This is a genomic window from Aromatoleum aromaticum EbN1, assembly GCF_000025965.1.
Classification (GTDB): domain Bacteria; phylum Pseudomonadota; class Gammaproteobacteria; order Burkholderiales; family Rhodocyclaceae; genus Aromatoleum; species Aromatoleum aromaticum.
Window position 1 is genome coordinate 2,443,560 of sequence record NC_006513.1, and the last position, 14,692, is coordinate 2,458,251.

Annotated in this window: 11 protein-coding genes; 7 read left to right on the forward strand and 4 right to left on the reverse strand. The window is 66.3% G+C overall.

All coding sequences use genetic code 11. The annotated features are described in order from the left end of the window. Window positions 1-19 precede the first annotated feature (19 nt). Window positions 20-2,707 carry a cation-translocating P-type ATPase gene (locus tag EBN1_RS11675; protein WP_041646265.1) on the reverse strand — a complete coding sequence of 896 codons (2,688 nt, stop codon included), beginning with the start codon at window positions 2,705-2,707 and terminating at the stop codon, window positions 20-22. Window positions 2,708-2,771: 64 nt separating this feature from the next. Beyond that, complete coding sequence (locus EBN1_RS11680; RefSeq protein ID WP_011238160.1) at window positions 2,772-4,106, reverse strand: hemolysin family protein; 1,335 nt, start codon at window positions 4,104-4,106, stop codon at window positions 2,772-2,774. A 517-nt stretch (window positions 4,107-4,623) separates the two neighbouring features. Between EBN1_RS11680 and EBN1_RS11685 the strand changes: the two genes are divergently transcribed. Then, window positions 4,624-5,592, forward strand: a complete 969-nt coding sequence (locus EBN1_RS11685) for an acetyl-CoA carboxylase carboxyltransferase subunit alpha (RefSeq protein WP_011238161.1) — start codon at window positions 4,624-4,626, stop codon at window positions 5,590-5,592. Window positions 5,593-5,626: 34 nt separating this feature from the next. Continuing rightward, window positions 5,627-6,898: a tRNA lysidine(34) synthetase TilS gene (tilS, locus tag EBN1_RS11690; protein WP_011238162.1), complete on the forward strand. Its 1,272-nt coding sequence runs from the start codon at window positions 5,627-5,629 to the stop codon at window positions 6,896-6,898. A gap of 25 nt (window positions 6,899-6,923) precedes the next feature. On the opposite strand, the gene EBN1_RS11695 is transcribed toward tilS, so the two are convergent. Beyond that, complete coding sequence (locus tag EBN1_RS11695) at window positions 6,924-7,532, reverse strand: response regulator transcription factor (RefSeq protein WP_011238163.1); 609 nt, start codon at window positions 7,530-7,532, stop codon at window positions 6,924-6,926. Further along, entirely contained in the window at window positions 7,529-9,505 is a 1,977-nt protein-coding gene (locus tag EBN1_RS11700; RefSeq protein ID WP_011238164.1) for a sensor histidine kinase, read from the reverse strand. The genes EBN1_RS11695 and EBN1_RS11700 overlap by 4 nt, the downstream gene beginning before the upstream one ends. Window positions 9,506-9,656: 151 nt before the next feature. On the opposite strand from EBN1_RS11700, the gene EBN1_RS11705 reads away from it, so the two are divergent. The 5 genes from EBN1_RS11705 to EBN1_RS11725 all read left to right on the forward strand — a co-directional run bounded on the left by EBN1_RS11705 (window position 9,657) and on the right by EBN1_RS11725 (window position 14,585). Further along, window positions 9,657-10,661, forward strand: a complete 1,005-nt coding sequence (locus EBN1_RS11705; RefSeq protein WP_011238166.1) for a TRAP transporter substrate-binding protein — start codon at window positions 9,657-9,659, stop codon at window positions 10,659-10,661. Window positions 10,662-10,738: 77 nt separating this feature from the next. Beyond that, complete coding sequence (locus EBN1_RS11710; RefSeq protein ID WP_011238167.1) at window positions 10,739-11,455, forward strand: TRAP transporter small permease; 717 nt, start codon at window positions 10,739-10,741, stop codon at window positions 11,453-11,455. Next, window positions 11,452-12,735 (forward strand): TRAP transporter large permease, encoded by a 1,284-nt coding sequence (locus EBN1_RS11715; RefSeq protein ID WP_011238168.1) that lies wholly within the window; start codon window positions 11,452-11,454, stop codon window positions 12,733-12,735. The genes EBN1_RS11710 and EBN1_RS11715 overlap by 4 nt, the downstream gene beginning before the upstream one ends. Window positions 12,736-12,877: 142 nt before the next feature. Then, window positions 12,878-13,831: an ornithine cyclodeaminase family protein gene (locus tag EBN1_RS11720; RefSeq protein ID WP_011238169.1), complete on the forward strand. Its 954-nt coding sequence runs from the start codon at window positions 12,878-12,880 to the stop codon at window positions 13,829-13,831. A gap of 49 nt (window positions 13,832-13,880) precedes the next feature. Beyond that, a complete protein-coding gene (locus EBN1_RS11725) occupies window positions 13,881-14,585 on the forward strand; it encodes an FHA domain-containing protein (RefSeq protein ID WP_011238170.1) in 705 nt (234 codons plus the stop codon). Window positions 14,586-14,692: the final 107 nt, after the last annotated feature.

The window sequence follows — 14,692 nt, forward strand, 5'->3', positions numbered from 1 at the left end:
TGCGCGGCGCCGCAATCGTCTATCGCCGCTTGCGACGCGCGGGAAACAGCAGCCGCTGCAGCAGCTTGCGCGCTTCGTCGAGCAGCAGGACGCTCGAGGCGACCGCAGCGGAGAGCAGCCAGTCTCCGCTCTCCAGCGCGGTCGTGCCGAAAATGGCCTGCGCCGGCGGCCAGTGGACCACTACTCCCTGCAGCGCGAGCACCCCGCCGAGCGCGATCCACAGCCGGAAATTGGTGAGGAACTGCGAGTTGAATGCGCTGCCGTGCTCGTTGCGGGCGTTGAACACGTTGAAGAACTGGAACAGCACGAAAGTCGTGAATGCCAGCGTCAGCGCGCGCGCCTCGCCGTGCTCGGCCAGCGCGGACCGGAACAGCCACAGCGTGCCCACCATCATCGTCGCGCCGTACAGCGACAGCCGCGCGAGGCGGGGCAGCGTCAGGATATGCGCATCCTGGGCGCGCGGCGCGGCCCGCATGATGCCGGGGCGGGCCGGCTCGATGCCGAGCGTCATCGCCGGCGGGCCGTCCATGATGATGTTGATCCACAGCAGCTGGATCGCGGTGAACGGCGCCGGCATCCCGAGCAGCGTCGCTGCCAGCACGGTCAGGATCGCGCCGATGTTCGTCGACAGCTGGAAGCGCACGAACTTGACGATGTTGTCGAAGATCACGCGTCCTTCCTCGACTGCGCGCACGATCGTCGCGAAATTGTCGTCGGTCAGCACCATCGTCGCCGCTTCGCGCGTCACCGCGGTCCCGGTGATGCCCATCGCGATGCCGATGTCGGCTGCTTTCAACGCGGGCGCGTCGTTGACGCCGTCGCCGGTCATCGCGACGACATGGCCGGCCCCTTTCAGCGCCTTGACGATCCTGACCTTGTGCGCTGGCGACACGCGCGCGAAGACGGTGATGCGGTTGATGCGCGCGGCGAGCTCGACGTCTGTCATCGCGTCGAGCTCGGCACCGCTGACCGCGTCGCCGCGCAATCCAAGCTCGCCGGCGATCGCCGCCGCCGTGACCTTGTGGTCGCCGGTGATCATCTTGACCTGGATGCCGGCGCGGTTGCAGTGCTCGATCGCCGCCGCCGCTTCGGGACGGGGGGGATCCATCAGGCCGGCGAGGCCGACGAAAGTCCAGCCGTCGGCCCACGCCCACAGGTCGCCTTCCGGATCGAACTGGTGTTTCGGGATGCGGCGCCGCGCGACCGCGAGGACCCGCAGCGCCTGTCCGGCGAGATGGTTGTTCTCGGTGAGGATGCAGTCGCGCGCGCGCTCGTCGAGAGGCTCCTCGCCGTCCGCGACGAGCCAGCTCGCGGAGCGAGTGAACAGCACGTCCGGTGCGCCCTTGATGAACATGTCGACGTGCTCGCCGGCGTCGTGGAATGTCGCCATGAACTTGTACGCCGAATCGAACGGGATTTCGGCGATGCGGGCGCGCCGTTCCTGTTCGGCACGCGGCTCGCAGCCACCTTTTTGCGCGAGCACCCACAGCGCGCCTTCGGTCGGATCGCCGACGAGTTCACCGTCATTCACACACGAGTCGGAGCACAGCGCGACGGGCAGCAGCAGCGGCCGCAAGCGCAGGGCCGCATCGCCGTCTGCGCTGCCGGTGATGCCGCCTTCGGCGCGGTAGCCCTCGCCACTGACCGCGAACCGCTCGCACGCGATCCAGCACGCGCGTGCGGTCATCTGGTTCAGCGTCAGCGTGCCGGTCTTGTCCGAACAGATCACGGTCGTGCAGCCGAGCGTCTCGACTGCCGAGAGTTTCTTCAGGATTGCGCGTTTCTGTGCCATCCGCCACATGCCGATCGCAAGCGTTACCGTGACCACCGCCGGCAGGCCTTCGGGGATCGCCGCAACGGCCAGTGCCACTGCGCTCATCGCCGCCTCCGTCCAAGGCAGGCCGCGCGCGGAATCGAGCGCGAAGATCGCCGTCACGACGACGCCGGCGATCGCCGCGAGTTTCTTGCCGAGGCTGTCGAGCTGGCGCTGCAGCGGGGTCTCGGTCTCGGCAGTGCCGGCGATCATGCCGGCGAGCTGACCCATTTCTGTCGCCATGCCGGTGGCGACGACGATCAGCTCGGCGCGTCCGCGCGTCACGACGGTGTTCATGTAAAGCAGGTTCGCGCGCTCGCCGAGCGGCAGCTCCGCCGTCTCCAGCGCCGCCGCCGATTTGCCGACAGCGTGGGATTCGCCCGTGAGTGCCGCTTCCTCGACTTCGAGGTTGTGCGCGGCGAGGAGCCGGCCGTCGGCGGGGATGCGGTCGCCCGCTTCGAGCAGCACGATGTCGCCGGGCACCAGCTCGCTGGCGTCGACTTCGACGAGATTGCCGTCGCGCCGCACGCGGGCCTGCGCCGCGAGCATGTCCTTCAGGGCGGCGAGCGTGCGTTCGGCACGGTGCTCCTGGTAGAAGCCGAGCGAAGCGTTCAGCAGCACGACGACGAGGATCACCATTGCATCCTTGAATTCGCCGATCGCCCAGGCGAGGACGGCGGCGAATATCAGGACGATCACGAGGAGGTTCCTGAACTGATCGACGAACTTGAGCCACACCGGCCGCGGTGCCGCTTCGGCCAGCCTGTTCGGACCGAAGCGCGCCAGCCGCTCGGTGACCTGTTCGGTGCTCAGGCCGTTGACGGCGTCGAGTTCGAGCGCCTCGGCGGCGGCTGCGGCGGTCAGGGTGTGCCAGCGGCAGGTTTCGGTAGCCATGGGCATGCGGTCGGTGGTGCCAGTCGGTGATGCGATAAATGCCCGCTCCACGGCTCTGCCGGCTTCAGTCTGCGGGCGGAGTTGGAGCCGGGGAATCCGGCGTCACGGCAGCCGATGGGTCCGGGATGCGGGTTGCAAGCACCTTGTCGATGCGCTTGCCGTCGAGATCGACGACTTCCAGCCGCCACTCTCCCCACTGGGAAACATCCCCGGTATGCGGCAAGCGGCCGAGCAGCCACATCACCATGCCGCTCAGCGTGTGGTAGCGTCCCCTTTCTTCCTCCGGTACCGTCTTGAGTTCGAGACGGTCTTTCAGTTCCGGGATCGGGATCATGCCGTCGAGCAGCCAGGAGCCGTCTTCGCGCTGCACCGCCCAGGCTTCTTCCAGGCTGTGCGGGTGGAATTCGCCGGTGACGGCCTCGAGCACGTCCTGCAGTGTCACCATGCCCTGGATTTCGCCGTATTCGTCGATGACGAAGACCATCTGCGTGCTCGACGCGCGGAACTGGTCGAGCAGTTCCATGCCCGTCAGCGACTCGGGCACGTAGACCGGCGGCTGCAGCTGCTGCGTGAGATCGGTCTTGCCGCCTTTGAGCGTCTGGTTGAAAAGCTGTTTCGACGAAATGATGCCGAGGATGTCGTCGAGCCCGCCGCGACACACCGGGAAGCGCGAATGATCGGACTCGGCCATGCGCGCGAGGTTCTCGTCGAGCGGGCGCGTGACGTCCAGCCATACGATGTCGGCGCGCGGGACCATCAACGAACCGATCTGGCGGTCGTCGAGGCGGAACACGTTGCGCACCATCGTGTGCTCGTTCTTTTCGATGATGCCGGCTTCCGATCCCTCTTCGAGCAGCGCGTGGATTTCTTCTTCGGTGATGCTCGGGGCGCCTTCGTCGCGCTTGCCCAGCAGACGCAGCAGCAGCGCGGTCGACCACATCAGCAGGCGCACGAACGGGCGTGATCCGATCGCGAGCGCCTTCATCGGGCGGGCCACGAGGATCGCGATGCCTTCCGGGTTGATCTGGCCGATCCGTTTCGGCACCAGCTCGCCGACAACGATCGAGACATAGGTGATCACGACGACGACCAGCACTGTCGCACCGACTTCGCTCGGATGCTGGTCGAGGCCGAGCGTCTGCAGCCAGCTGGCAAGTGGGGCCGCGAGCGCGGCTTCGCCGACGATGCCGTTGAGGATGCCGATCGACGTGATGCCGATCTGGATCGTGGACAGGAAGCGGGTCGGCTCCTCGCCGAGCTCGATCGCGACGTGGGCGGACGCGTCGCCATCTTCGGCGAGACGCGCAAGCCGGCTGCGGCGGGCAGTGACGAGGGCGATCTCGGACATCGCGAAGGCCCCGTTCAGCAGAATCAGGGCGACGAGAATGAAAATTTCCATTTTCGGGCTATCCGGGAAAAGCGTGCCAGGACCGGGCCACAGCCCGGGTGCTGCAGGCACGACGCGGCGCCGCCGGTAGGGCGGCGGCAAGCGAAAGGGCGAAGCGGAGGGGCTGCGACACCGAAGATGCCGCGATCCGGGCGACCGGGGCAGGGGCGGACGAGGGCGAGGGCGGGATCGATCGGGAGCGAGCGAGCGTGTTCGGGCGATGGCGGGAGAAAACGTTCTCCGGGCAACATCGCCGGGAGCTTTCGCTGCTGTGGCGCTTGCCGCGCAGGGCGGCTTTCGGTGTGGCCGAAAAGGCCGTCATCGGGGTGTTTCGACTACTCATGGCGCGGAGATTGTGTCGTCCCCGCTGCTCCTTTGCGTTGTATGCCTGCATGCATCATGCCTCAGCGGTCCGGGGCTGTCACGTCCTGGGCGGTCGCAGCAGGGGGGGATGGAGCGTGCGGCAGGTCCGCGGCTTTGCAGCGACAAGCGTTACAATGTCGCACTTTTTTTCGCTTGGAACGGTCGGATGAAGACCACCTTTCTGGATTTCGAACAACCTGTTGCCGATCTGGAAGCAAAGATCGAGAAGCTGAGATTCGTCCAGGACGATTCGGCAGTGGATATTTCGGAGGAGATCGCGCGCCTCGAAGCGAAGAGCCAGACGCTGTCCAAGAACCTGTACGCGAAACTCACCCCGTGGCAGATCGCGCAGGTCTCGCGTCATCCCCAGCGGCCCTACACCCTGGACTACGCGCGCCATATCTTTACCGACTTCGTCGAGCTGCACGGCGACCGCACGTACGCCGACGACAAGGCGATCGTCGGCGGCCTCGCCCGCTTCAACGGCCAGAGCTGCGTCGTCATCGGCCACCAGAAAGGCCGCGATACGAAGGAAAAGATCCTGCGCAACTTCGGCATGCCGCGGCCGGAAGGCTATCGCAAGGCGCTGCGGCTGATGCGGCTGGCGGAGAAGTTCGGCCTGCCGGTGTTCACTTTCGTCGACACCCCCGGCGCGTATCCCGGGATCGACGCCGAGGAGCGCGGCCAGTCCGAGGCGATCGGCCGCAATCTTTACGTGATGGCCGAACTCAAGGTGCCGATCATCACGACGATCATCGGCGAAGGCGGTTCCGGCGGCGCGCTGGCGATCGCGGTCGGTGACCAGGTGATGATGCTGCAGTACGCGACATACTCGGTGATCTCGCCGGAAGGCTGCGCGTCGATCCTGTGGAAGAGCGCCGAGAAGGCGTCCGAGGCGGCCGAGACGATGGGCATCACCGCAGCGCGGCTGAAGTCGCTCGGCCTCATCGACCGGGTCGTCAACGAACCGGCGGGCGGCGCGCATCGGGATCATCGCGCGATGGCGCAGACTCTCAAGCGTGCGCTGCAGGACGCATTGCGCCAGGTGGCGGATCTTTCCCCGGCCGAACTGGTCGAGAAGCGGCTCGAGCGCCTGATGAGCTATGGCCGGTTCAAGGAACAGAAGGTCGCCTGACCCCCTTCCGCCGCTTGTCGATGCTGTCGCCGGCGTGCTCGTGGCGGCAGCGGTGGCGCCCCGACAGCGCCTGTGCGTCGCGTTCAGCGGCGGGGCAGACTCGACGACGCTGCTGCATCTGCTCGCCCGCCTGCGGCCGCGCTTCGGCTTCGACCTCTGCGCGGCCCACGTCCATCACGCCCTGAGTCCGAACGCCGACGCGTGGCTCGACTTCTGCGCACGACAGTGTGCGGCGCTCGACGTGGCTTTCCACCCGTTTCGCGAGCAGGTTGCGCGCGACCATCCGGCAGGGCTCGAGGCGGCCGCGCGCGAAGTCCGCCATGCCGCGCTCTCGCGTGTCACGTGCGACTGGCTCGTGTTCGGCCACCACCAGGACGACCAGGCCGAAACGCTGCTGTTCCGGCTGCTGCGCGGCGCGGGCGTGCGCGGCGCAGCGGCGATGGCAGCGATCGAGCCGGGATTCCCGGGACGGCTGCGGCCGCTGCTCGGCGTGCGCCGCGCCGACATCCGCGCGTTCGCGCAGGCAGCGTCACTCGAATGGATCGAGGACGAGAGCAACGCCGATCCGCGCCATGCCCGCAATTTCCTGCGTCACCACGTATTTCCGCTGTTCGGCGAAGCTTTTCCCGGCGCGGTCCCGGCGCTCGCGCGGGCGAGCGGCCATTTTCGCGAGGCGGACGGACTGCTCGGCGATCTCGCGGCGCTCGACTACGCCGCCTGCGGCGGCTCGCCATGGCTGCGGGACCGGCTGCTGATGCTGTCCGACGAGCGGGTGCGCAACCTCTTGCGCTGGCGGATCCGGCAGATGGGGTGCGAGGCGCCGGCGCGCGCACGGCTCGTCGAGGCCGTCCGGCAACTGCGCGCGACGCACGCCCCGCTGTACCTGCCGCTCGGTACAGCCGCGTGCTGCACTTACCGGGATCGGCTGTGGCTGGAGCCGCAGCGCGACGGCGCTCCCGAGCAGCCCCTGCCCTGGCGGCAGGAGCCGGCGCTGTGCTGGGGTGCCGGCGTCGTGCGCTTCGAGCCGGTGACCGGCGCGGGCATCGGCCGAGGGGCGCTGCAGCGTGCCATGGACGTCGCGCTGGTGCCGCGCTGGCCGGGGCTGATGTTGCGGCAGGACAGCGGGCGCCCGCTGCGCAGTTTCAAGAACCTGTGCCAGGAAGCCGGCATTCCGGCGTGGCTGCGCCCGCGGCTGCCGGTGCTGCGCGTCGACGGCGAGGCGGCGTGGATCGGCGAGATCGGGGTGGCGGCCGAATTTCGCTGCGGTCCAGGCGAAGCCGGACTGCTGCTGGTGTGGCAGCGCTGAATTCATCGCCTGCCGGGATGGCTTCCTAGCGTCCGCCGACCAGATTGATCAGCTGGGCGAGTTCGACGGCCGAGCGCACTGCCATTTTGTCGAAGACTTTCGAGCGATGCGCCTCGACGGTGCGCATCGAGATGTTCAGGTGGTCCGCGATGACCTTGTTGTACTTGCCGGCGAGGATCTGCTCCATCACTTCGCGCTCGCGCGCGGTCAGCAGCGCGAGCCGTGCTTCGACTGTTTCACGCGTCGCGGCGGCGAGCTGGCGTTGCGCGTCGGCGTCGAGGGCGCGCACCACGACGTCGACAAGGTCACTGTCGTTGAACGGCTTTTCGATGAAGTCGAAGGCGCCTTTCTTCAGCGCCGCCACCGCCATCGGCACATCGCCGTGGCCGGTGATGAACACCACCGGCAGCAGGTTGCCGCGCGCGCGCAGCGCGTCGAAGCACTCGAGCCCGCTCATGCCTTCCATGCGGATGTCGATCACTGCGCAGCCGCGCCAGTCCGGCTGCACCGCGGCAAGGAATTCTTCGGCGCTCGGCCACGTCGTGCACGCCACGTCGCGCGTCTTGAACAGCCACTGCAGCGCGTCGCGGATCGCTTCGTCGTCGTCGATGATGTGGGCGCAGGCGGGATTCATGAGAGTTCGACCGGGAACGACAGGATGAAGATGGTACCGCCGTCCGGATTGCTTTCGAACCCCAGGCGTCCATGGTGAAGTTCGGCGATCGAGCGGCAGATGTTCAGGCCCATTCCCATTCCTTCGGGCTTGGTCGTGAAGAACGGTTCGAACAGGCGGCGCGCGATGTCCGGGTCGATGCCGCGGCCGGAATCGGCGACCCGCACCACGAGCTGGCCGCCTTCCTCGCGCGTCGCGACGCGCACCGTGCGCCGTCCCGGCGGATTGTCGTGCATCGCATCCATGCCGTTGCGCACCAGGTTGACGATGACCTGCTCGATCATCACCGGATCGGCGGGGATGTCCGGCAGGCGCGGCGCCAGGTCGGTTTCGATGCGCATGCGCCGCTTGCGCGCGTCGGCTTCGATCAGGCCGATCGCTTCGCGGATCACCGTGTTGAAGTCCAGCGTCTCGCGTTTGGGCTCGGCGCGGCGGACGAAATCATGGACGCGGCGGATGATCTCGCCGGCGCGCCGCGCCTGGCGGCCGAGTTTGGCATGGATGTCGCGCAACTCGTCGCGATCGATCGTGGCCTGCTCGAGGCGGTTCAGGCAGCCGGTGTTGTAGCTCGCGATCGCGGCCAGCGGCTGGTTCAGCTCGTGGGCGAGCGTCGAGGCCATTTCGCCCATCGTCACCAGCCGTGAAGTCGCCTGCAGGCGTTCTTCCTGCTGGCGCCCGAGCTCGCGCGCGCGTTTCTGCTCGGTGATGTCGAGCAGCGACCCCATCCAGCCGGTGTGGCAACCGGCGGCGTCGATCAACGGCGCTTCGAAGATCAGCGCATCGAGCCGCTCGCCGTTCTTGCGGCGCAGGCGCAGTTCGACGCCTTCGGGCGGCGCGGCGCCTGAGAGGATCATGTCGTGGACTTCCTGCGTGCGTTCGAGGTGATCGGGATCCCAGTACGGCATCGGCGGCAGGCGGCCGATCAGCTCTTCAGGGCTGTAGCCGACCATCCTGCAGAATGCCGGATTGACGTAGGTGATGCGGCCGTCGAGATCGCGGGCGCGCAGCCCGGTCAGCAGCGAATCTTCCATCGCCTTGCGGAACAGCGACTCGCTGCGCAATGCCTGTTCGGCGCTGTGGCGGCGCACCAGCTGGCGGCGCAGCTGCCACACGCTCCACACGATGATGCCGGCGAGCAGCACGGTCGAGGCGATCAGCAGCACCGGCACCCAGCGCGTCTCGCCGCGGTAGGCGGTGATGTGCAGGCTCAGCCCGTGCCCCGGCGGGTCGAAAGGGATCGTGTAGTTCAGGTCCCCGGACAGCGGCGCGACTTTCGACTTGGCGACGATCTGCCGGCCGTCGGCATCCACCACGCTGACGCGGTAGCGCTCCGAGAACCACCACGGCAGCTCGCGCGCGATCAGTTCGTGCAGCGAGTAGATCCCGACCACGGCGCCGATGAACGCGTCCTCGGAGTGGATCGGCACGTGGACCTCGAATTGATGGCTGCCGTCGGCGACCTCGTAGGCCGGCCCGTAGGCGCGCCGGCCGATCGCGCGGGCAAGGCGGAAAACCGAGTCCGCTGGCACGGCGCCCACGCTCTCGCCGATCAGGTGACTGCCGGACATCGGCGGCATCTCGCCTTCCCGGCGGCCTTCGGCGTCGAGCCATATCACGCGCACGAGCCCGCTCTCGGGACGCAGCAGCTGGCGCAGCTTCGCGTCGGTCGAGGGCGGATGAGTGTCGTGCGCGAAGAGTTCGGGGCCGATCTGGGCGAGCAGCGAAGCGTTGCGGTCGAGCTGGAACTGGAGGTTCTGTTCCATCCACAGCACGTCGTTGATCAGCGTCATCCGCTGCTCGTCCCGGTCGGCGCTGCGCGTCAGCCATACCAGCGCCGCGATGATCGCGAGAAACAGCGGCAGCGTCAGGTACGGCAGCACGGCGAGCCATTTCGCCGGGGCCGGCGTTGGCGCGGGGTCGGGCCGGCGGCTCATCGTGTCGATGCGAGGGGAGCGGAGTTGTGGATGACCACAATATGGCCGGATCGAGGGCGGTACTAGACTTTACCTGTATCCCGGGCCTTAGGCTTGGTTTTGCCAGCACTCGGGTACTCGAGAATCGACAAATTCACCGGAGGAGAGAGTAATGAAAATTCGCGCACTTTTGGTTGGCCTGTTTGCTGTCGGCCTGTCCGCTGCGGCGGTTGCCGCCGAGCCCATCGTCATCAAGTTCAGCCACGTCGTGGCAAACGACACGCCCAAAGGCAAGGCGGCCGAAAAATTCAAGGAGCTCGCCGACAAATACACCAAAGGGGCGGTGAAGGTCGAAGTCTACGCGAACAGCACGCTTTACAAGGACAAGGAAGAAATGGAGGCGCTGCAGCTCGGTGCGGTGCAGATGCTCGCGCCGTCGCTCGCCAAGTTCGGTCCGCTCGGCGTGCGCGAGTTCGAGGTCTTCGACCTGCCTTACATCTTCGATGGCTACGATGCGCTGCACAAGGTCACGACCGGGGACGTTGGCAAGGAACTGCTCGGCAAGCTCGAAAAACGCGGCATCAAGGGCCTCGCATTCTGGGACAATGGCTTCAAGTCCTTCTCCGCGAACACTCCGATCAAGAAGCCCGAGGACCTGAAGGGCAAGAAGATGCGCGTGCAGTCGTCGAAGGTGCTCGAGGAGCAGATGCGCGCGCTCGGAGCGATTCCACAGGTGATGGCGTTCTCCGAGGTCTACCAGGCGCTGCAGACCGGCGTCGTCGACGGCACCGAGAACCCGCATTCGAACCTGTACACGCAGAAGATGCATGAAGTGCAGAAGCACATGACGCTGACCGACCACGGCTACCTCGGCTACGCGGTGATCACGAACAAGAAGTTCTGGGACGGCCTGCCGGCCGAGACGCGCAGCCAGCTCGAACAGGCAGTGAAGGAGTCGACCGAGTTCGCGAACCAGATCGCGAAGGAAGAAAACGACAAGGCGCTCGAAGCGGTGCGCGCGTCGGGCAAGACGGAGATCTACCAGCCGACCGACGCCGAGAAGATGGTGTTCAAGAAGGCACTGGTGCCGGTGCACAAGAAGATGGAATCGCGCATCGGTGCCGAGACCATCCAGTCCATCTACAAGGACACCGGGTTCGACCCGTCCAAGCTGTAATCCATCATCCGCTGAACGCCCGCCGGCCCCTGCGCAACACCGCGTGCCGGCGGGCGTTTTCGTGACGGGAGTATCCCATGCTAAAAATCCTTGACCACATCGAGGAGTGGCTCATCACCTTCCTCATGGGTGTGGCCACGATCATCATCTTCGTATCGGTCGTGCACCGCTACGGCTCCGGTCTGGCGATTCCCGGCCTGCAGGACTGGCTGCTGTCGCTGCATTTCGGCTGGGCGCAGGAGCTGTGCATCATCATGTTCGTCTGGATGGCCAAGTTCGGCGCCGCCTATGGCGTGCGCACCGGCATCCACGTCGGCGTCGACGTGCTGATCAACCGGCTGTCCGCCTCCAACCGCGCCAGGTTCGTTGTCATCGGGCTCGGTGCCGGCGCGCTCTTCACCGGCATCGTCGGGACGCTCGGCCTGACGTTCGTGCTCGAGAACGGCGCCCATTATCAGTTCCTGACGTGGTTCGGCATGGACACCGGCGACCTGTATGAAGGACCGACGACGCCGGACCTCGAGTGGCCGACGTGGATCGTGTATTCGGCGATCCCGCTGGGGTCGTACCTGATGTGCTTCCGATTCCTGCAGGTGATGGCGGCGTTCCTGCGCACCGGCGAGCTGCCGACGCACGACCACGGCCATGTCGAAGGCATCGACGAGGAGCACCTGCCGGTCGACGCGAACTTCTATGACATGGACGATAACCTGCACCCCCACGACCTCACGCATAAACAGCTGGGTGAAAACGGCAAGAAGGGCGGCAATCGTGCCCGGGGAGACAAGCAATGAGCGCCGCCATCATCTTCGTATTGCTCCTGGTGCTGATGCTCACCGGGATGCCGATCTCGATCTCGCTCGGCCTCACGGTCCTGACCTTCCTCTTCACGATGACCGAAGTGCCGATCGAGTCGGTCGCGCTGAAATTGTTCACCGGTATCGAGAAGTTCGAGATCATGGCGATCCCGTTCTTCATCCTCGCGGGCAACTTCCTGACGCACGGGGGTGTGGCGCGGCGGATGATCAACTTCGCGACCGCGATGGTCGGCCACTGGTACGGCGGTCTGGGTCTTGGCGGCGTCGTCGCGTGCGCGTTGTTCGCCGCGGTATCGGGCTCGAGCCCGGCGACGGTCGTCGCGATCGGCGCGATCCTGCTGCCGGCGATGGTCAGGCAGGGCTTCCCGAACAAGTTCGGCGCCGGCGTGATCACGACTTCGGGCGCGCTCGGCATCCTGATCCCGCCGTCGATCGTCATGGTCATGTACTCGGTGTCGACGAACACTTCGGTCGGCTCGCTGTTCATGGCCGGCGTCGTGCCGGGCCTGCTGCTCGCGATGTTTCTCGGCTTCACGACCTGGTACCGCGCGCGCAAGTACGACTACCCGCGCCAGCCGAAGGCGAGCTGGGGGCAGCGGCTGCGCGCGTTCAAGGAATCCGCGTGGGGTCTGTTCCTGATCGTCGTCGTCATGGGCGGGATCTACTCCGGCATCTTCACGCCGACCGAGGCGGCTGCGATGAGTGCGGTGTATGCGTTCTTCGTCGCGGTGTTCGTCTACAAGGACCTCGGCATGAAGGACGTGCCGAAGGTGCTGCTGAACTCCGCGAACATGAGCGCGATGCTGCTGTACATCATCACCAACGCGGTGCTGTTCTCGTTCCTGCTGACGCATGAAAACATTCCGCAGGAGATGGCGGACTTCATGATCGGCACCGGCGTCGGCATGATCGGCTTCCTGATCATGGCCAACATCCTGATGCTGATCGCCGGCAACTTCATGGAGCCGTCGTCGATCGTGCTGATCCTCGCGCCGATCCTGTTCCCGATCGCGATCAAGCTCGGCATCGACCCGGTGCATTTCGGCATCATCATGGTCGTCAACATGGAAGTCGGCATGTGCCATCCGCCGGTCGGCCTGAATCTTTACGTCGCCAGCGGCATCACGAAGATGGGCATCACCGAGCTGACGGTGGCAGTGTGGCCGTGGCTGCTGTCGATGCTGGTATTCCTGATCCTCGTCACCTACGTCCCGGCCATCTCGCTGGCCCTGCCGCGCGCGCTCGGCATGATGTAGCGAGGCCGTGTCGTCGCACAGCAAAGGCCCGCCTTTCGAGGCGGGCCTTTTTACTTCCAGACGGTGCGATCGGGCGAGCTAGAATACGTGTCCCCTCGTGCATCGGCGGGAGCATTTGCGTGGATTGCTGGGCAGGAGATACATGGCGATATATCTGAATGAAGCCGAAGTCGGCGGCCTCCTCGACATGCCGATGGTGCTCGGCGCGGTCGAGCAGGTCATGGCCGCTCACGGGCGCGGCGAAACGATCGATTTGCCGCGGCAGCGCGTACGTCTGCCGGCGACGATGACCCACCTGCTGCAGGGCGGTGTTCCCGCCGTCAACCTCTCCGGGCTGAAGGTCTATACGAGCGCCGGCGGCCGCAACCGCTTCTGGGTGCACCTTTTCGACGCGACCAGCGGTGATCCGGTCGCCGTGCTCGAGGCCGACCGTCTCGGCATGATGCGCACCGGCGCCGCGGGCGGGATCGCCGCGAAATGGCTGGCGCGAGCCGATGCCCGCGTTGCGGGCGTGTTCGGTGCCGGCTGGCAGGCGCAGGGGCAGATCCTCGCGCTGTGCGCGGTACGGCCGGTCGAACGCATAAAAGTGTTCGCGCGCAACCCGGAGCGGCTGCAGGCTTTCTGCACACAGATGAGCCTTGAAACCGGCCGCGAGGTGATACCCGCGGCGAGCGCCGAGGACACGGTGCGCGGCGCCGATGTCGTCGTCACGATCACGACGTCGCCAAAGCCGCTGTTCGACGCCGCGTGGCTCGCTCCGGGCACGCACGTCACCGCCGCCGGCTCGAACAGCCTCGCCCGTCAGGAGCTGTCGGAGGCGGCGGTGAGGCGCGCCGACGTGATCTGCGTCGATTCGCGCGAGATCGCGCTGCGCGAAGCGGGCGACCTGCTGCCGCTGCTCGAAAAAGGGCGCACGCAGCCGGGACGATGGGTGGAGCTCGGTGAAGTGGTCGCCGGGATCCGCCCGGGACGCACGAGCGACGTCCAGGTCACGCTGTTCGAATCGCAGGGCATGGCGATCCAGGACATCGCCGTGGCGGCGCAAGTCGTCGCGCGCGCCCGCGAACGCGGCCTCGGCACCGCGCTGCCTTACTGAAAGCTGCGCGGGCAGCATGCTTGCGCACTCGAGACATGGAACGAATGCAATGCCGAAGTTGATCCTCAGCATGGACGGCCTGGTCCTCAAGGAAATCGTCCTCGACAAGCCGCGCACGACGATCGGACGCAAGGCAAATAATGACGTCCAGATCGACAACCTGGCGATCAGCGGCCAGCACGCCGTGATCACGACGATCCTCGATGACGCTTTTCTCGAGGACCAGAACAGCACCAACGGCACCTACGTGAATGGCCAGCCGATCAGGAAACATGTGCTGCGCAACAACGACCTCGTCGAACTCGGCAAGTACCGACTCAAGTACATCGTCGAACCGCCCGCGCCGGCGGTGCACGCGTTCGGCTATGCCGGGCCGGTTGCGGACGGACCGGGGCTCGTGCCTCCCGAGATCGCACCTGCCGCCCCCCCTGCTGCAGCGGCGCCGGAGATGCGGTCCCCTCCGGCTTCGCCGTCGGCCGTGAGCGCTGGCGCGCTGGGCGTCATGCAGCTGCTCAACGGCCCGAATGCGGGACGGGAACTGGAGCTGACGAAGTCGCTGACGACGCTCGGCAAGCCGGGCAAGCAAGTGGCTGCGATCACACGACGGGTGAACGGATATTTCCTCACCCACATCGAAGGCGAAGTGTTCCCGCTCGTCAATGGGTGCCCGCTGGACGGGCAGGCGCGCCGCCTCGACGAACACGACATCGTCGAGCTGGCCGGGGTCAAGATGGAGTTTTTCCTGCGCCCTTGATTGCCCGGGATACTGTGGGCTATCGGCATCGCATCGTGAAGTAATGCACGCTGCACGACCGAAGGTAGTGGTAGCGTGCTGGGTCACCTTCACCGGAGCGACGCTCG